Below are 17,838 nucleotides of genomic sequence, written 5' to 3'. Positions count from 1 at the left end.
ACCCGGATAGTGCTGAACTCACTCGAAATCGGCCACTGTCAGAAATGACAGTTAGTTATACAAAATTGGAATAACCCCAGAATATTTAGCGATAGCCGTCAGCGTGTCTAGTCGAGGCCACGGGGCAGTTGCAAGGTCACCCGCAAACCGCCCTCCCGTAGATTCTGCAAACTCACTTCACCGCCATGGCTGTGGGCAATGTTACGGGCGATGCCCAGGCCCAGGCCGTAACCCTGTTGCTGCCCCGCCAGGCGGAAGTGCGGCTCGAAGACCTGCTCCAGGCGCTGTTCCGGCACGCCCGGGCCTTCGTCGTCGACGTGGAGGATGAACTCCGCGCCGTCGTCTTCAATATGCAAATGCGCGTTCTGTCCGTACTTCAACGCGTTGTCGATCAGGTTGCCGATGCAGCGCTTGAGCGCCAGCGGCTTGCCCGGGTAAGTCGTAAGTGCCCGGCCAGTTTGGGTCACGCGGCCATTGCCGTTGGGTGCCAGGTACGGTTCCACCAGGCAGTCGAGTACGTGGTTGAGGTCCACCGGTTCGATGTTTTCGTGAATGTCGGTGTCTTTCACACACTGCAGCGCGCCTTTGACCAGCAACTCCAGTTCATCCAGGTCGCGGCCGAACTTGGTTTGCAGGTTCTCGTCTTCCAGCAATTCCACCCGCAACCGCAGGCGCGTGATGGGTGTGCGCAGGTCGTGGGAAATAGCGCTGAACAGTTGGCTGCGTTCGGTCAGGTAACGGCTGATGCGTTCGCGCATGGCATTAAACGCGCGGCCCACTTCCACCACTTCGCTGCCGCCGCCTTCGGCCACTGGCTCCACGTCGGCGCCCAGGGACATGTCCCGCGCCGCCCTTGCCAGGCGCTTGAGCGGACGGCTTTGCCAGTGCACCAACAGGCCGATAAACAGCAGCAGGAAGCCGCTGGTGAGCACGATAAACCACACCTGCTGGTACGGCAGGCCTTGCTCTTCGAGGCTGGTGTAGGGTTCGGGCAGCAAGGAGGCGATGTAGAGCCATTCGCCTTGGGCCAGTTGGATCTGGGTCACCAACACCGGCGGATTCACCGGCTCCAGGGTCAACGCGTAATGCGCCCAGGAGCGCGGCAATTCATCGAGTTTCAAACCGGCATTGAAGATGCGCAGGTCTTCGGCGCTGACGAACTCCACCGAGACATGCACGTCGCTGCCCAGGGTCTGGCGCAACACTTCTTCGACAGCACCGAGCACCGCGTGCTTGCGCGGGGTTTCCGGCAACACGGCCATGTCCAGGGGCTTGTCGTTGAGGGTCACGACAAAACGTGTGCCGCCCATGCTACGCAACTGATCGAGCACCAGCGGCCGAAAGGCCACCGGCAAGGAGCGGAAATAACTGACACTGGCAGTCATCGAATGCGCCAGGCTGCGGGCAGCGGTCACCAGGCCTTCGAGCTGGGTGGCGCGCAGTTGTGACACCCAGATCACGCTGGATAACGCCTGGGCAAACAGCACCGCCAACAGGGTCAGCAGTAACATCCGCCCCAGCAGCGAACGCGGTACCGGGATCCGCCGGCGCAGTTCACGCAGGCGTTCAGTGGGCATTGCCGGCAACCACGCTGGCTGCCAATTGATAACCACTGCCGCGCACGGTGCGGATCAGCCGGGGTGGTTTTTCGGTATCGCGCAGGCGTTGGCGCAAGCGGCTGACGGCCATGTCGACAATCCGGTCCAGGGGCATCAGGTCGCGGCCACGGGTGGCGTTGCCAATGGTGTCGCGGTCGAGGATTTGCTGGGGATGATCGAGGAACAATTTCAATAACGCGAAATCGGCACCGGAGAGAATCACTTCCTCGCCGTCGACGTGGAACAGCCGGTGGCTGACCATGTCCAGGCGCCACTCGCCAAACACCAGCACCTCGCCGCCGCTGCGCTCCTGGCCAAACTGGCAGCGCCGCAACAGCGCCTTGATTCGCGCCTGCAACTCGCGGGGACTGAAGGGCTTGCCGATGTAATCGTCGGCGCCCAGTTCCAGGCCGATCACGCGGTCGGCCTCGTCGGAACTGGCGGTGAGCATGATGATCGGCACTTGCGCCTGGCGCGGGTGCTGGCGGATCCAGCGGCAGAGGCTGAAGCCATCTTCGTCCGGCAGCATCACATCAAGGATCACCAGGTCGCACGGCGCTTCGTTCATGGCCTGGCGGAACCCCGCGCCATCCGGCACGCCACGCACCTGGAAACCGGCGCGGCTGAGGTAAGTTTGCAGCAACTCGCGGATTTCCTGGTCGTCGTCGACCAGGAGAATGGATTTACTGATTACGCTCACGGGGCCCCTCCTTGTTGTTATGGCCAAGCTTAGGTCATTTGTTGCCCTTGAGGCCGCCTTCGCGAGCAAGCCCGCTCCCACATTCGACCTCATTCATCCAGTTGGAATGGGATTGAATGTGGGAGCGGGCTTGCTCGCGAAGAGGCCATCACTGCCTACGCAAATGCCTGCTCAAGCGCCACACCAGCACCTGTCAACCCTGAATACGGTGCCGTCACCAGCCACACCGGAATGCCTTTGAAGTAGTCGCTCATGCAGCCTTTGTCGCAAAAACTCTTGGCAAAACCACTCTTGATAAAGAAATCGGCAAAGCGCGGGATCACGCCGCCAACGATATAAACCCCTCCACGACCGCCGGTGGTCAGCACATTGTTACCGGCAACGCGGCCCAGCCAGATACTGAACTGGTCCAGCACTTCCAGGGCAATCGGGTCGCCCGCCAGGCCAGCGGCAGTGATGGCCTCGGGGGTTTCCAGCACGGCTTCATGGCCGTCCACCGCGCAGATCGCCCGATACAACCTCGGCAGACCGCCACCGCTCAAAGCGGTTTCAGCGCTGACATGGCCGATCTCGTTGTGGATGTGTTGCCACAGCTGGGCTTCCCGCGGGCTGCTCACCGGCAGGTCGACATGGCCGCCCTCACCCGGCAACGCGGCCCAACGGCCATGGCCGAGGTCGAGCAAGGTGCCTACACCCAGGCCGGTGCCCGGGCCAATCACCACCGCAGGTCGCAACGGTTCCGGCGTGCCTTCGCACACCACACGGAATTCGTCCGGTTTCAGGCGGGTCATGCCCAGGGCCATGGCCGAGAAATCATTCACCAGCAGCAGCTCGTCCACCTGCAAGGTCTTGCAGAACGCAGTCTTGCTCAGGCGCCAGTGATTGTTGGTGAATTTAAATTCATCTCCGCTCACCGGCCCCGCGACCGACAGGCACACCGCACCAATCGAGCCGATGGCCAGGCCTTCTTCCTTCAGATAGACCTGGATCGCCTCTTCGGGGCTGGCATGATCCGCCGTCGCGTGGACGCGGATCGAATGCAGTTCCTGATCACGCCACAATGCAAAACGGGCGTTGGTACCCCCAATATCACCGACCAGCGCAAGCTTCACTTAAGTGTCTCCAGGGCAGAGGTAAAGGCGCTGGCGCCCTGCTCTGCGGAGCTTGCGGCCAAACGCATAAACGCAAACAGCTCGCGACCGGCCCCCACGTTATTGCCCAGAAGGCCCGTGGCAGGCGTACGCGCAGCAAATTCTTCGGCGTCCACCTTAAGCTCCAAGGTGCCTTTGACGCCATCCACGCGAATGATATCGCCATCGCGCACGCGTGCCAGTGGCCCGCAGCTCTGGGCTTCGGGGTTGACATGAATCGCGGCGGGAATCTTACCCGACGCGCCGGACATACGCCCGTCTGTTACCAACGCCACTTTGAAGCCACGATCCTGCAACACGCCGAGGAACGGCGTCATCTTGTGCAATTCCGGCATGCCGTTGGAGCGCGGGCCCTGGAAACGCATTACCGCGACGAAGTCTTTTTCCAACTGGCCGGCCTTGAAGGCGTCCGCCAGGTCTTGCTGGTCCTGGAATACCACGGCCGGGGCTTCGACGATTTGATGCTCAAGGGCCACGGCGGAGACTTTCATCACCCCACGACCAAGGTTGCCTTCCATTACGCGCAAGCCGCCTTCCGGGGAAAACGCACGGGCCACAGGGCGCAGGATGGTTTCGTCGAGGCTTTCGATCGGACCTTCACGCCATACCAGCTCGCCGTCCACCAGGAACGGTTCCTGGGTGTAGCGGCTCAGGCCATGACCGGCCACGGTATTGACGTCGTTGTGGAGCAGGCCGGCTTCCAGCAGTTCGCGGATCAGGAACGACATACCGCCCGCCGCCTGGAAATGGTTGATGTCGGCCTTGCCGTTTGGATACACGTGAGACAGGGTCGGCACGACTTCGGAGAGGTCGGCCATGTCCTGCCAGGTGAGAATGATGCCCGCCGACATGGCGATGGCCGGCATGTGCAGGGTGTGGTTGGTGGAACCGCCGGTGGCGTTGAGGGCGACGATGGAGTTGACGATGGATTTCTCGTCGACGATCTCGCCGATCGGCGTGAAGTTACCGTTGGCCTTGGTCAGGCGCGTGACCTGGTGCGCGGCTTCGCGGGTCAGGGCATCACGCAGCGGCGTGTACGGGTTGACGAACGAGGCGCCCGGCAGGTGCAGGCCCATGACTTCCATCAGCAACTGGTTGGTGTTGGCGGTGCCGTAAAAGGTGCAGGTGCCCGGGCTGTGGTAGGACTTCATCTCCGATTCCAGCAGCTCTTCGCGGGTGGCCTTGCCTTCGGCGTAACGCTGGCGCACGTCGGCTTTCTGTTTGTTGGAGATCCCCGACGGCATCGGGCCGCCCGGCACGAAGATCATCGGCAGGTGGCCATAGCGCAGGGCGCCCATCATCAGGCCAGGGACGATCTTGTCGCAGATGCCGAGCATCAGCGCGGCGTCAAACATGTTGTGGGACAGCGCTACCGCCGTGGACATCGCAATCACTTCGCGGCTCAGCAGGCTGAGTTCCATGCCCGGCTCGCCCTGGGTCACGCCGTCGCACATGGCGGGGGTGCCGCCGGCGAACTGGCCCACGGAGCCGACTTCACGCAGGGCGGTCTTGATTTGCTCGGGGAAATGTTCGTACGGCTGGTGGGCCGACAGCATGTCGTTATATGACGAAACAATTGCCACGTTGGCGGCGTTCATCATGCGCAGGCTGTTTTTGTCTTCGGTGCCGCACCCGGCCACGCCGTGGGCAAAGTTGGCGCATTGCAGCTTGCCGCGCATCGGCCCGTCGCTGGCAGCGCCGCGAATGAGCGCAAGGTATGCCTCACGGGTTGCACGGCTGCGGGCGATAAGCCGTTCGGTGACCTCAAGTACGCGGGGATGCATGTATAGAACTCCAGGCTAACGGATGTGGCGACCTGAGAGTCTATGCTGGTCAAACGCCCGCCGCGAAGAGGTTGGCAGGGTGTTGCTTGACCAATCGGACCAGTTGATTCAGGTCACTCGTTGTAGATTAAACAAAATATTGCCACTAAAAAGGCTTGTTTTCTATTTTTATGCGAATAATCTTGTAATTCTTACAACAAATCGACGACAGGCACCTTCCAATGACTCTACGTATCGCTATTAATGGTTTTGGCCGTATTGGCCGAAATGTCCTGCGCGCACTTTATACCCAAGGCTACCGCCAGGATTTGCAGATCGTCGCCATCAACGATCTCGGCGACAGCTCGATCAATGCCCACCTGCTTAAATACGACACCGTCCACGGTACTTTCGACGCAGAGGTCGCTCACGATCAGGAAAGCCTGACCGTGAACGGTGACCGGATTGCCGTGAGTGCCATTCGCAACCCGGCCGACCTGCCGTGGGCTGCCCACAAGGTGGACGTGGTGTTCGAGTGCACCGGCCTGTTCACCGACCGTGACAAAGCCGCCGCCCATATTAACGCCGGCGCGCGCAAGGTAATCATCTCGGCCCCGGCCAAGGGCGCCGATGCCACTGTGGTGTATGGCGTGAACCATGACATTTTGCGTCAGTCCCACCAGATCATCTCCAACGCCTCCTGCACCACCAACTGCCTGGCCCCGGTGGCCCAGGTGCTGCACCGCGAGCTGGGCATCGAAAGCGGCTTGATGACCACCATCCACGCCTACACCAACGACCAGAACCTGACCGACGTCTACCACACCGACCCGTACCGCGCGCGTTCGGCCACCCAGAACATGATCCCGAGCAAAACCGGCGCCGCCGAAGCCGTGGGCCTGGTGCTGCCGGAACTGGCAGGCAAGCTGACCGGCATGGCCGTGCGGGTACCGGTGATCAACGTGTCGCTGGTGGACCTCACCGTGCAGTTGAAAAAAGAAGCCAGTGCCGAGCAGGTCAACGCACTGCTCAAAGAAGCCAGCCAGCACTCGAAAATCCTCGGCTACAACACCCTGCCGCTGGTTTCCAGCGACTTCAACCATAACCCGCTGTCGTCGATCTTCGACGCCAATCACACCAAGGTCAGCGGCAAACTGCTGAAAGTGCTGGCCTGGTACGACAACGAGTGGGGCTTCTCGAACCGCATGCTGGATAACTGCCTAGCGCTGTGCAACGCCGAGTGATGCTCGGCCTGTAGGAGCGAGCTTGCTCGCGAAAAACGCAAAACCACCGCGTTTATTCAGGATGTCAGCGTTATCGTTGACGCCCTTCGCGAGCAAGCTCGCTCCTACAGTAATCCAAAGTGCCACTTGCCATTTGCGTTGATGATAAGCATTATCATTCGCTGCAAATCGGTCTGGTATCTCTGTGAGCCAATCTCGCTTCAACCAAGTCTTCCTCACCCAGCGGGTGATTCTGCTGCGCACCTTGCAGCGGATGGTGAATAACCACAGCACCGCCGAGGACCTGCTGCAGGAAACCTACCTGCGCGTGACCCGGGCCTTGAGCGAACGGCCGATCGATCACCTCGAACCCTTCGTCTACCAAACGGCGCGCAACCTGGCGCTGGATCATCTGCGCGCCCGCAGGATTCAGGCGCGCACCCTGCAGGAAGATGTCCCTCTGGACGTCCTGCAAAGCGTCGCCTCCCCCGTCAGCACTCCCGAAGACGCGACACAGGCCGAGCAATTGCTCGAGCACCTGAGTGTCAGCCTCGGCCAGTTGAGCGCCCGCCAGCAGCAGATCTTTATCCTCAGCCGCCTGCACGGTTGCAGCTATCAGGAGATCGCCGACAAACTCGACGTGTCCCTGAGCACCGTGCAAAAGGAACTGAAATTGATCATGGCCATCTGCATAGGTGTGGCCGAAAGACTGGATCGCCCTTAAGCTTTGTCGACACAGCCTGTAGGACTATTGATTAAAACGTGGCGAAGACCCGAGGAACACCGTGACGGATCCGAATAAACTGCGCCCCCATGAGCTGGCTCATGAGGTGTTGCAAGACACGGCTATGGACCAAGCCCTCGACTGGCTGATCGCCTTGCAGTGCCCGCAACCCGGGCAACAAGACGAGTTTGAAGCCTGGCTCGCCCGCGACCCTTTAAACGCCGAAGCCTTCATCAAGGCCCAGACCGCCTGGGGCGGCGCGCCGGTGCACAGCGCTGCCGTCGCCCTGAATGCGCCGCGCAAGCCCAGTGCCTGGCGACGTATCAAACCTCACTGGAAACCCCTGGCCACCGCCGCCGTGTTGCTGCTGGGCCTGTTCAGCTTCAGCAACCTGCCGATGCGCCTGCAGGCCGACCACTTGACGGTGGTGGGCGAGCGCCAGCGCCTGCAACTCGACGACGGCTCAAAAGTCTTGCTGAACACCAATTCCGCCTTCTCCAGCAGCATCAAGGACCACCAGCGCATCGCCCGCCTGTATCAGGGCGAGGCATTTTTCGAAGTGCTGCCCAGCCGTGGCCTGCCCCTGGAGATCGACGCCGGCCCGGTGCGCGCCAGCGTGCGCGATACGTCCTTCGCGGTGCGCTACTTGAACGGTGAAGCCCAGGTTCAGGTACAACGCGGCGATGTTGACCTGAGCAACACCTTTGACGATGCCCGGGTACGCCTGAGCGCCGGTGAAAGTATCCGCATCGGGCCCAAGGGCTTCGGCCAACCCGCCAAGCTGGACACCACCAAGGACCTGGCCTGGGTCGACGGTCGGTTGATCTTCGAAAACTGCCCGATGAGCGAAGTGCTGGCCGAATTGCGGCGCTACTACCCGGGCTGGATCGTCAACAACAACGACAAGCTCGCCAGCGTGGCGGTCACCGGCAATTACCGTCTCGACCAGCCTCTCGACGTCGTGCGCTCCCTGGCCCACATCACTTCCGCCAAGCTCTCGGAATACCCGGCGCTGGTGATCCTGAACTAAATGAGAATTATTTTTACTCGATAGCCTGCGCAGGTTCGTCTCGTTATAGCCAATGCAACTGATTCCTATTTGATTCAGTGTCGCAACTATAAGATTCGTACCTTCCGGAGCGCTCTCGATGTCCTCTCGTTTCAACCGCCGGCCCTCTTCGCCCGTTCGCCGTCACGGCTTGTCCCTGCTGACGGCCGCAATCCTGTTGGCCGGTGCGCCCGTCATGGCCGCCACCGCTGCCGAGCCTGCCAGCCGCAGCCAGGGCAATTACAGCTTCAGCATCGAGCAGCAATCCCTGGTCTCGGCGCTGAATGCCTTCACCGCAGTGACCGGCTGGCAAGTCGGCCTGCCCGCCGAGCTGGGCCAGGGTGTGTCGTCCCCTGGCGTGCGCGGCTCGTTGCCGGCAGATAAAGCCCTGGACCGGCTATTGGTGGGGACCAACCTCGGCTATCGCAAACTGAGTAACAACAACATCGTGCTGGAAAAACGCGCCGCCGGCAGCGCTATCACCCTGCAACAAATGACCATCAGCGCCACCCGCCAGGAACAGGCCGTAGACAGCGTGCCCAGCACCGTGACCGTGCATGATCGCGAAGAACTGGACCGCCAGAACGTCAACACCATCCGCGAACTGGTGCGCTACGAGCCAGGCGTGTCGGTGGGGGGTGCCGGTACCCGCTCCGGGAACGCCGGCTACAACATTCGCGGCATCGACGGCGACCGCATCCTGACCCAGGTGGACGGCGTCGAAGTCCCGGACAACTTCTTCAACGGCCCCTACGCCAAGACTCGCCGCAACTACGTCGACCCGGAAATCGTCAAGCGCGTGGAAATCCTCCGTGGCCCGGCCTCGGCGTTGTACGGCAGCAGCGCCATCGGCGGCGCCGTGAGCTATTTCACCCTCGACCCCGACGACATCATCAAGCCCGGCCAGGACTTCGGCGCGCGCCTGAAGACCGGCTACAGCTCCGCCGACGAAAGCTGGCTGACCTCCGGCACCGTCGCCGGTCGCGTACAGGACTTCGACGGCTTGCTGCACCTGAGCCAGCGCAACGGCCACGAAATGGAGTCCTACGATGGCAATAACGCCACCGGCCTGGCCCGCACCGGCGCCAACCCGGAGGATGCGCGCACCACTAACATCCTGGCCAAGCTCGGCTGGAATTATGGTGAAGAGAATCGCCTGGGCCTGACCTACGAGAAGTTCAAGGATGATCGCGACACCAACCTGAAAAACGCGGTGGGTGGCCCGTTCGTCGGTGGCCAGGGCTTTAACTTCTACCGCGGCCGTACGGGCAACGACACCATCACCCGCGAGCGTTTCGGCATAGAAAACACCTTCGCCCTCGACTCGCCGATTGCCGATCACATCAAGACCAGCCTCAACTACCAAATCGCCAAGACCGACCAGGCCACCGCAGAGATCTACCAGCCATCGCGCGAGGTGCTGCGCACCCGCGACACCCTGTACGAAGAGAAACAGTGGGTATTCGACGCGCAACTGGACAAAGCTTTCAGCATCGGCGAAACCGATCACGTGGTGACCTACGGCACCACCCTCAAACAGCAGAAAGTCACGGGCTCCCGTGAAGGCTCCGCGACCTGCCTGGCGGTTGGCAGCGGCTGCACCGCCATCGGCGCACCAAGCCCGTCGGCCGCCGACAGCGTGAAAAAGGCCAGCGACTTCCCGGATCCGACCATCAACTCCTACGCGCTGTTTGCCCAGGACCAGATTGCCTGGGACAAGTGGACCTTCCTGCCCAGCGTGCGTTACGACTACATCCAGCTCAAACCCAAGCTGACTCAGGAATTCCTCAACACCGTTGACCCGACACGCATCTACGACCACAGCAATTCGGAAAAGAACTGGCACCGTGTAACGCCAAAATTCGGCGTGACTTACGCACTGACCGAGCAATACACCTGGTTCGGCCAATACGCCGAAGGCTATCGCACGCCGTCGGCCAAGGCCTTGTATGGCCGCTTTGAAAACCTGCAACAGGGCTACACCGTCGAACCCAACCCGGACCTCAAGCCGGAAAGCAGCCGGGGTGTCGAAACCGGAATTCGCGGTAACTTCGATTCGGGCTCGTTTGACGTGGCGGTGTACTACAACAAGTACCGTGATTTCATCAACGAAGATGCCTCGGTCGCTGGTGGCACGGTTCAGCAGTTCGAAGCCAACAACATCAAGCACGCCACTATCAAGGGCGTGGAAGCCAAGGGCCGCTTGAACCTCGATGCGTTTGGCGCGCCGCAGGGCCTGTACACCAAAGGCTCGATTGCCTACACCTACGGGCGCAACGACGACAACGGCGAACCGCTGAACAGCGTCAACCCGCTCAAGGGCGTATTTGGCCTCGGTTACGACCAGCAGAACTACGGTGCCCTGGTCAGTTGGACCCTGGTCAAGAAACAGAATCGCGTCGACAGCACCACCTTCTTCGCCCCCGACGGCAACAGCGCCAACGGCCCGTTCAAGACCCCGGGCTTCGGCATCGTGGACCTGACCGGCTTCTACAAGGTCACCAACGACGTGACCATCAACGGTGGCCTGTACAACCTGACCGACAAGAAATACTGGGACTGGGACGACGTTCGCAGCTACGACAGCGTCGGCGAAGCCGGTGTGACCGGCCCGGCCAATCTGGACCGCCTGACCCAGCCGGGCCGCAACTTTGCGATCAACCTGATCTGGGACATCTGATCAAGGGAGCCTCGCCCCGCCGGAATTTCTTCTTGCGCGGGGTGAGGATTTTTTACTGTGACGCGTCTTCTGGTTCGTCTAGTTCATAACAGCCTGGCAACCAGACGCATCCTCTTCTCAAGGACATCTTCATGACCGCTTCTCCTACTGCTGAACGCCCAAGCCTGCGCTCTCAACGCCTGAACCAGATCACCAACGAACCGCACACCAAGCTCGACGCGCTGGTAAAGGCCCATGCACCGTTTGAAACCCAGGCCAACTTCGCCCGCTTCGTGGTCGCGCAGTACCTGTTCCAGTCGGAGCTGGTGGCGCTGTACAACGATGCAGAACTGATCAAGATCGTCCCCGACCTGGCCGAACGCTGCCGTGCCGAAGCGGCCAAGCTGGACCTGGGCGACCTGGACACCGAAGTACCGGCACCGGTGGCCGGCGCGGTGAAAAACCCGAGCAAGGCTGAAGCCCTGGGCTGGCTGTTCGTGTCCGAAGGCTCCAAGCTGGGCGCTGCGTTCCTGATCAAGCGCGCCGTGGGCCTGGGCCTGAGCGAAACCTTCGGTGCCCGTCACCTGGGCGAGCCGGCAGGTGGTCGCGCTGAAGGCTGGAAGCGCTTCACCCGCACCCTCGACGCACTGGAATTCAACGCTGAAGAAGAAGCCGAAGTGGAGAAAGGCGCGATTGATGCGTTCGTGCGCTTCACCGTGTTGCTGGAACAGGCGTACGCTAGCGCCCCTGAACTGGCCTGATTCCCTGATTGGAATGCAATCAAATGTGGGAGCGGGCTTGCTCGCGAATGCGGTGTGTCAGTCAATACATGTACCGACTGATCCACCGTATTCGCGAGCAAGCCCGCTCCCACATTTGATCCAGTTTCACTTTGAATCCTTCGTAAATCCATCCATGCAAACCTCAACCATGACCGGCAAAACCCAATCCTCATCCAAAATCGCCCGTGTCCTGTTCGGCCTGCTGGCCTACGTCAGCCTGGGCATCGGTTTGATTGCGATTGTGGTTCCGGGCTTACCCACCACCGAATTCATCCTGCTGGCCGCCTGGGCCGCCACCAAAAGCTCCCCGCGACTAAGCGCCTGGTTGGAAAACCACCGCCTGTTCGGACCGATCCTGTTCAATTGGCGCAACGGCAAGATTATCGCCCGCCGGGCCAAAGTCAGCGCCACCGTGAGCATGCTGCTGTGCGCCGGCCTGATGCTGGTGATGCTCGACCACGGCTGGCCGATCTACCTGGCCATCGCTGGAATGAGCTTGGGCAACCTGTGGATCTGGTCGCGACCGGAGCGTCTCCCGCAACCCACCTGACACCCCCACTACCGCTCATCGGCTCCCGCTCATGAACCGCCGGCCCAAGCCGATGTTCCGGGCATAGCGCCGAATGGACTTGGCAATGCTGCGTGCATACCAATAAGTCTATTCGCGGGTAAACCTATGTTCGACACCCTCTCCATTCGTTTGAAAATCGTGCTGCTGTCCGGGCTCTGCCTGCTGGGGGTGATCGCATTGGTGGTCAGCATGAACCTGTACCAGACCAATCAGAACGATGAACTGATCAGCGATTCAAGCTCGCGAATGCTCACCGACAGCGTGCAAAACCTGCTGCAAGCCAAAGCCGCCGAACAAGCGGTGCAACTGCAAAAAACCTTCGGTGAAAGCCTGTTGGTGGTCACAGCCCTCGCCGACCAAGTCAAAGACCTGCGCAGCCTGGCCGGCAAGCGCTCGCTGGACGCCGCCGCCTTGCGTGAAGAGCTCAACCACAGCTTGAAAACCGCCTTCGACCGCAACAGCAAGGTGCTCGGCATCTGGCTGTCGTTCGAGCCCAACGCGCTGGACGGCAAAGACAGAGAATTCGTCAACGACGCCGCCCGTGTGTCCAACGAAAAAGGCCGCTTTTCCAGCTACTGGAGCCGCGCCGGTGGCGAAGGCCTGAACACGGTGATGGTCGAGGACGACTTGACCAAGACCACCCTCAACCTCAACGGCACCCCCTACAACATTTGGTACACCTGCCCGCGGGACACCAAAAACACCTGCCTGCTGGACCCGTATGAAGACACCGTCGCCGGCAAACCGGTGTTGATGACCACCATCTCCCTGCCCCTGCTGGTAGAGGGCAAAGTGATTGGCGTGGTGGGTGTCGACCTCGCCCTCAACACCCTGCAAGCCGCGACCGACGCGGTGCAGAAAGAGCTGTTCGACGGCGCCGGGCACCTGGAGATTATCTCCAGCACCGGGTTGATCGCCGGCTACAGCGGTGAACCCGCCAAAGTCGGCAAAAACCTGATCGACACCCTGGGCGCCGAAGGCAAGGAAATCGTGCAGCTGTTGGCCAGCGATACCCGCAAGATTCGCGAGGAAGACAACACAATCCGTGCGGTGTACCCGGTCAAGCCGATTGCCGACGCCAAATCCTGGGGCATCGTAATCAAGTTGCCCAAACAGGTGCTGTTGGCAGACGCCCACAAACTCCAGGCCGTGCTCGACAACGCCCAGGCCAGCGACACTTTCAAGGCGTTGCTGGTAGGCGCATCGGCTGGCCTGCTGGGCCTGTTGCTGATCTGGCTGGCTGCCACCGGCGTGACCCGGCCGATCAACAGCGTGGCGGCCATGCTCAAGGAAATCGCCAGCGGCGACGGTGACCTCACCCAGCGCCTTGCCTACACGAAAAAGGATGAACTGGGGGAACTGGTGAACTGGTTCAACCGCTTCCTCGACAAGCTGCAGCCGATCATCGCGCAGATCAAGCAAAGCATCACCGAAGCCCGTGGCACCGCCGACCAATCCTCGGAAATCGCGCGCCAGACCAGCGAAGGCATGCAGGTGCAGTTCCGGGAAATCGACCAGGTGGCCACCGCCTCGAATGAAATGAGCGCCACCGCCCACGACGTGGCGAACAGCGCCTCTAACGCCGCTAACGCCGCTCGCGGTGCCGACCAGTCAGCCCGTGAAGGCATGCAGATTATTGAACGCAGCACCCGCGACATCACCACCTTGGCCGAAGAAGTCAGCAAGGCCGTGACCGAAGTCGAAGCCCTGGCGGTGAACAGCGAACAGATCGGTTCGGTACTGGAAGTGATCCGCAGCATCGCCGAACAGACCAACCTGCTGGCCCTGAACGCTGCGATTGAAGCAGCGCGGGCCGGGGAAAGCGGGCGAGGTTTTGCGGTGGTGGCCGACGAGGTGCGCAACCTGGCCAAGCGCACCCAGGATTCGGTGGAGGAGATTCGCCTGGTGATCGAACGCATCCAGACCGGCACCCGTGGGGTGGTGGCGACCATGCATTCGAGCCAGAGCCAGGCGCAAAACAATGCCGGGCAGATTCATCAGGCGGTGCAGGCCTTGGGCAAGATCAGCGATGCAGTGACGGTGATCAGCGACATGAACCTGCAAATCGCCAGCGCTGCCGAGCAGCAGAGTGCGGTGGCCGAAGAGGTCAACCGCAACGTTTCGGCGATCCGCACAGTCACCGAAACCCTCACCGGCCAAGCCACCGAATCGGCAGCCATCAGCAGCCAGCTCAATGCCCTGGCCAGCCAACAGATGAAGCTGATGGATCAGTTTCGGGTTTGACCCGAGCTTGAAACCAGTGAGGACCCAATGTGGGAGCGGGCTTGCTCGCGAATGCGGTGGATCAGTCGGTACATGTATTGACTGACATACCGCATTCGCGAGCAAGCCCGCTCCCACACAAGCCCGTCCTCATTAGAGTTGCGGTGCCTTATTGACCCGTCCAGGCTGCCACAAACGGCGCCAGGTCTTCTTTCGGCGCGGTACGCGGCGGGTTTTGCGGCGCGCCCAGGTAGAGGAAGCCAATCACTTCCTCACCTTCCGTCAAACCCAAACCCTTGGCAACGTGTGCCGAGTACGACAACTCACCGGTGCGCCACACCGCGCCGATCCCCTGGGCGTACGCCGCCAGCAGAATCCCGTGGGCCGCACAGGCCGCCGCCAGCCGTTGCTCGGATTTTGGCACTTTGAAATGTTCTTGCAGGCGGGCAATCACTACCACCACCAACGGCGCACGCAGCGGGCCGTTCTGCGCCTTGTCGATCGCGGCCTGGGGCGCCTCGGCGTCTTGCAGGCGGGCGGCTTCGGCCAGCAGCGTGCCCATGCGCTCACGTGCCGCACCTTCCACTGTCAGGAAGCGCCAAGGCCGCAGCTGGCCGTGGTCGGGGGCGCGCATGGCGGCGGCGAACAGCAGGTCGCGCTGCTCCTGGGTCGGTGCCGGGTCCAGCAGTCGCGGCACGGAAACACGGTTGAGCAAAGCGTCGAGAGCCTGCATTGGCCACCTCCAGAGAAAAATGTGCGGTCATTCTAGCGGGAATGAATCGGATACCACCAAACGATAATTGCTCTTATTCAATCCGCCCTGCCCTGTTAGACTTTGCGGCCTTGTTTTCAGCCTCCGTTCAGGAAACCTGATGCCCCGTTCGCCCCTTCGCCTGTCTGCACTGTTGATGGTCTTGAGCCTGAGTGCCTGCGATGACGCCCCGCGATTCACCAAAGCGGAGCCGGGCGAAGCGCGCGCGGGTGGCGCGACAACGGTGAGAAAAACCGACCAGAACGCCTTCTCGCTGCCCTCGGCCAACCTGTCCCCGACCCGGCGCCTGGACTTCAGCGTGGGCAACAGTTTCTTCCGCAGCCCCTGGGTGATAGCCCCGTCGACCACCACTGCCCGCGATGGGCTGGGGCCGCTGTTCAACACCAACGCCTGCCAGAACTGCCATATCAAGGATGGCCGTGGTCATCCGCCGCTGCCCGATGCAGCCAACGCGGTGTCGATGCTGGTACGCCTGTCGATCCCCGATGCGCCCCCCTATGCGAAGGTCATCGAGCAACTGGGTGTCGTCCCCGAGCCGGTCTACGGTGGGCAATTGCAGGACATGGCCGTGCCTGGCGTCATCCCGGAAGGCAAGGTGCGGGTCGACTACACACCGATCAACGTCAGCTTCAAGGACGGTACCGTCGTCGAGTTGCGCAAGCCGGCGCTGCAAATCACCCAGCTGGGTTATGGCCCGATGCACCCCGACACGCGCTTCTCGGCCCGGGTTGCCCCGCCGATGATCGGCCTGGGGCTGCTGGAAGCCATCCCCGACGCCGACATCCTGCGCAATACCGACCCGAAAACCGCCGACAAGGAAGCCATCGTCGGACGCGCGAACTGGGTCTGGGACGACGCGCAGCACAAGACCGTGCTGGGTCGATTTGGCTGGAAAGCCGGGCAACCGAACCTCAATCAACAAAATGTTCACGCGTTCTCTGGTGATATGGGCCTCACTACGTCCCTGAGACCGTTCGATGACTGCACCGATGCACAAGTCGCCTGCAAACAGGCGCCCAACGGCAATGGCCCGGACGGCGAGCCAGAGGTCAGCGACAACATCCTGCGCCTGGTGCTGTTCTACACCCGCAACCTGGCCGTCCCCGCCCGCCGCGACGTCAACGCGCCGCAGGTGCTGGCCGGGAAAAACCTGTTCTACCAGGCTGGCTGCCAGGGCTGTCACACCCCTCAATTCACCACGGCGCCGACGGCGGCCGAACCTGAATTGGCCAACCAGGTGATTCGCCCCTACAGCGACTTGCTGCTCCACGACATGGGCGACGGCCTGGCCGACAACCGTACCGAATTCAAGGCCAGTGGCCGCGACTGGCGCACCCCGCCGTTGTGGGGCATTGGCCTGACGCAAGCCGTCAGTGGCCACACCCAGTTTTTGCATGACGGCCGCGCCCGCAACCTGATGGAGGCCGTGCTGTGGCACGGCGGTGAAGCCCAGGCGGCGCAGCAGCATGTGTTGTCTTTTAATGCCGAACAGCGCGCAGCGTTGCTGGCATTCCTGAATTCTTTATAAGCTTTGTCCTAATTACAGAAGGGAGCTCGACATGTTCCGTCCCAAGTTGTTGTTCACCAGCCTGGCCGCCCTCGCCCTCGGTGCGTGCTCGCCCCAGGACCCGCAAGCGGTGACCTCGGCGGCCATTGCCAAGCAAGTGATCCTGCCGACCTACAGCCGCTGGGTTGAAGCCGACCGCCAACTGGCCGTCAGCGCCCTGGCCTACTGCCAGGGCAAGGAAAGCCTGGAGACCGCCCGTGCTGACTTCCTGCACGCACAAAAAGCCTGGGCCGAGCTGCAACCGCTGCTGATCGGCCCACTGGCCGAGGGCAACCGCTCGTGGCAGGTGCAGTTCTGGCCGGACAAGAAAAACCTGGTGGGCCGTCAGGTCGAGCAACTGGTGACTGCCCAGCCGCAGATCGATGCCGCCGCGCTGGCCAAATCCAGCGTCGTGGTGCAGGGCCTGTCGGCCTACGAATACATCCTCTACGACGCCAAGACCGACCTGGCGGACGAGACGCAAAAAGCCCGATACTGCCCGTTGCTGGTAGCCATCGGCGAACGCCAGAAACTGCTCGCCGAAGAAATCCTGTCGAGCTGGAACAGCACCGACGGCATGCTGGCGCAGATGACCAAGTTTCCTAACCAGCGCTACGCCGATTCCCACGAAGCCATTGCTGACCTGCTGCGTGTACAAGTGACTGCACTGGACACACTGAAGAAAAAACTCGGCACCCCGATGGGCCGCCAGACCAAGGGCATCCCGCAGCCGTTCCAGGCCGATGCGTGGCGCAGCCAGTCGTCCCTGCAAAGCCTGGAGGCCAGCCTGGCGGCCGCCCAGACCGTATGGGTCGGCGTCGACAACAAAGGCTTGCGCGGCCTGCTGCCTGCCGATCAAAAGCCGTTGGCTGACAAGATCGACGCCGCGTATGCCGCGTCCCTGAAACTGTTCGCCAGCAACCAGCGCTCGCTGAACGAACTGCTGGGCGACGATGCCGGGCGCCAGCAACTCAACGACATCTACGACAGCCTCAACGTGGTCCACCGCCTGCACGAAGGCGAACTGGCCAAGGCGCTGGGCATCCAACTGGGCTTTAACGCCAACGACGGTGACTGA

Annotated in this window: 14 protein-coding genes and 1 pseudogene; 10 read left to right on the top strand and 5 right to left on the bottom strand. The window is 61.6% G+C overall.

All coding sequences use genetic code 11. From position 1 onward, the window contains the following. Nucleotides 1-107 precede the first annotated feature (107 nt). From ACUN0G_RS19825 to edd, 4 genes are all read right to left on the bottom strand, one after another. Nucleotides 108-1,577, bottom strand: a complete 1,470-nt coding sequence (locus ACUN0G_RS19825; protein ID WP_258347532.1) for an ATP-binding protein — start codon at nucleotides 1,575-1,577, stop codon at nucleotides 108-110. Continuing rightward, nucleotides 1,567-2,298, bottom strand: a complete 732-nt coding sequence (locus ACUN0G_RS19820; protein WP_003214124.1) for a response regulator — start codon at nucleotides 2,296-2,298, stop codon at nucleotides 1,567-1,569. The genes ACUN0G_RS19825 and ACUN0G_RS19820 overlap by 11 nt, the downstream gene beginning before the upstream one ends. 155 nt (nucleotides 2,299-2,453) lie before the next feature. After that, nucleotides 2,454-3,410 (bottom strand): glucokinase, encoded by a 957-nt coding sequence (locus tag ACUN0G_RS19815; RefSeq protein WP_421524750.1) that lies wholly within the window; start codon nucleotides 3,408-3,410, stop codon nucleotides 2,454-2,456. Next, nucleotides 3,407-5,233, bottom strand: coding sequence for a phosphogluconate dehydratase (gene edd / locus ACUN0G_RS19810; RefSeq protein ID WP_445574089.1), 1,827 nt, complete (start codon nucleotides 5,231-5,233; stop codon nucleotides 3,407-3,409). The genes ACUN0G_RS19815 and edd overlap by 4 nt, the downstream gene beginning before the upstream one ends. 221 nt (nucleotides 5,234-5,454) lie before the next feature. Between edd and gap the strand changes: the two genes are divergently transcribed. The 8 genes and pseudogenes from gap to ACUN0G_RS19770 all read left to right on the top strand — a co-directional run bounded on the left by gap (nucleotide 5,455) and on the right by ACUN0G_RS19770 (nucleotide 14,463). Then, a complete protein-coding gene (gene gap, locus ACUN0G_RS19805; protein WP_445574088.1) occupies nucleotides 5,455-6,456 on the top strand; it encodes a type I glyceraldehyde-3-phosphate dehydrogenase in 1,002 nt (333 codons plus the stop codon). Nucleotides 6,457-6,640: 184 nt separating this feature from the next. Next, a complete protein-coding gene (locus ACUN0G_RS19800; protein WP_003214115.1) occupies nucleotides 6,641-7,159 on the top strand; it encodes an RNA polymerase sigma factor in 519 nt (172 codons plus the stop codon). Nucleotides 7,160-7,220: 61 nt separating this feature from the next. Next, nucleotides 7,221-8,189 carry a FecR family protein gene (locus ACUN0G_RS19795; RefSeq protein ID WP_421524748.1) on the top strand — a complete coding sequence of 323 codons (969 nt, stop codon included), beginning with the start codon at nucleotides 7,221-7,223 and terminating at the stop codon, nucleotides 8,187-8,189. A 118-nt stretch (nucleotides 8,190-8,307) separates the two neighbouring features. Then, entirely contained in the window at nucleotides 8,308-10,887 is a 2,580-nt protein-coding gene (locus ACUN0G_RS19790) for a TonB-dependent receptor (protein WP_445574087.1), read from the top strand. 131 nt (nucleotides 10,888-11,018) lie between these two features. Then, entirely contained in the window at nucleotides 11,019-11,627 is a 609-nt protein-coding gene (locus ACUN0G_RS19785; protein ID WP_445574086.1) for a biliverdin-producing heme oxygenase, read from the top strand. A 169-nt stretch (nucleotides 11,628-11,796) separates the two neighbouring features. Further along, the gene (locus ACUN0G_RS19780; protein ID WP_258348602.1) at nucleotides 11,797-12,198 is read left to right on the top strand and encodes a YbaN family protein; all 402 of its coding nucleotides are present in this window, start codon (nucleotides 11,797-11,799) and stop codon (nucleotides 12,196-12,198) included. A gap of 126 nt (nucleotides 12,199-12,324) precedes the next feature. Continuing rightward, a pseudogene (locus tag ACUN0G_RS19775) lies at nucleotides 12,325-13,605 on the top strand (PDC sensor domain-containing protein); the annotation flags it as partial. A 102-nt stretch (nucleotides 13,606-13,707) separates the two neighbouring features. Further along, nucleotides 13,708-14,463 (top strand): methyl-accepting chemotaxis protein, encoded by a 756-nt coding sequence (locus tag ACUN0G_RS19770; protein WP_371916670.1) that lies wholly within the window; start codon nucleotides 13,708-13,710, stop codon nucleotides 14,461-14,463. A 148-nt stretch (nucleotides 14,464-14,611) separates the two neighbouring features. Here the strand turns inward: ACUN0G_RS19770 and ACUN0G_RS19765 are convergent, their stop codons facing one another. Next, nucleotides 14,612-15,175, bottom strand: a complete 564-nt coding sequence (locus ACUN0G_RS19765; protein WP_445574085.1) for an NAD(P)H nitroreductase — start codon at nucleotides 15,173-15,175, stop codon at nucleotides 14,612-14,614. A gap of 139 nt (nucleotides 15,176-15,314) precedes the next feature. Between ACUN0G_RS19765 and ACUN0G_RS19760 the strand changes: the two genes are divergently transcribed. Together ACUN0G_RS19760 and ACUN0G_RS19755 are read left to right on the top strand one after the other, a co-directional pair. Then, the gene (locus ACUN0G_RS19760) at nucleotides 15,315-16,742 is read left to right on the top strand and encodes a di-heme oxidoreductase family protein (RefSeq protein ID WP_445574084.1); all 1,428 of its coding nucleotides are present in this window, start codon (nucleotides 15,315-15,317) and stop codon (nucleotides 16,740-16,742) included. 31 nt (nucleotides 16,743-16,773) lie between these two features. Then, nucleotides 16,774-17,838, top strand: coding sequence for an imelysin family protein (locus ACUN0G_RS19755; RefSeq protein ID WP_076017468.1), 1,065 nt, complete (start codon nucleotides 16,774-16,776; stop codon nucleotides 17,836-17,838).

This window comes from Pseudomonas sp. 32A (assembly GCF_052682255.1).
Note: the sequence above shows the minus strand (reverse complement) of the source record. Positions and strands in the feature narration are given on the sequence as shown.

Coding starts and splice junctions, on each gene's coding strand:
- ACUN0G_RS19825 (WP_258347532.1), bottom strand. CDS start 1,577: ATGCCCACTGAACGCCTGCGTGAACTGCGCCGGCGGATCCCGGTACCG.
- edd (WP_445574089.1), bottom strand. CDS start 5,233: ATGCATCCCCGCGTACTTGAGGTCACCGAACGGCTTATCGCCCGCAGC.
- gap (WP_445574088.1), top strand. CDS start 5,455: ATGACTCTACGTATCGCTATTAATGGTTTTGGCCGTATTGGCCGAAAT.
- ACUN0G_RS19790 (WP_445574087.1), top strand. CDS start 8,308: ATGTCCTCTCGTTTCAACCGCCGGCCCTCTTCGCCCGTTCGCCGTCAC.
- ACUN0G_RS19785 (WP_445574086.1), top strand. CDS start 11,019: ATGACCGCTTCTCCTACTGCTGAACGCCCAAGCCTGCGCTCTCAACGC.
- ACUN0G_RS19780 (WP_258348602.1), top strand. CDS start 11,797: ATGACCGGCAAAACCCAATCCTCATCCAAAATCGCCCGTGTCCTGTTC.
- ACUN0G_RS19770 (WP_371916670.1), top strand. CDS start 13,708: ATGCAGGTGCAGTTCCGGGAAATCGACCAGGTGGCCACCGCCTCGAAT.
- ACUN0G_RS19765 (WP_445574085.1), bottom strand. CDS start 15,175: ATGCAGGCTCTCGACGCTTTGCTCAACCGTGTTTCCGTGCCGCGACTG.
- ACUN0G_RS19760 (WP_445574084.1), top strand. CDS start 15,315: ATGCCCCGTTCGCCCCTTCGCCTGTCTGCACTGTTGATGGTCTTGAGC.
- ACUN0G_RS19755 (WP_076017468.1), top strand. CDS start 16,774: ATGTTCCGTCCCAAGTTGTTGTTCACCAGCCTGGCCGCCCTCGCCCTC.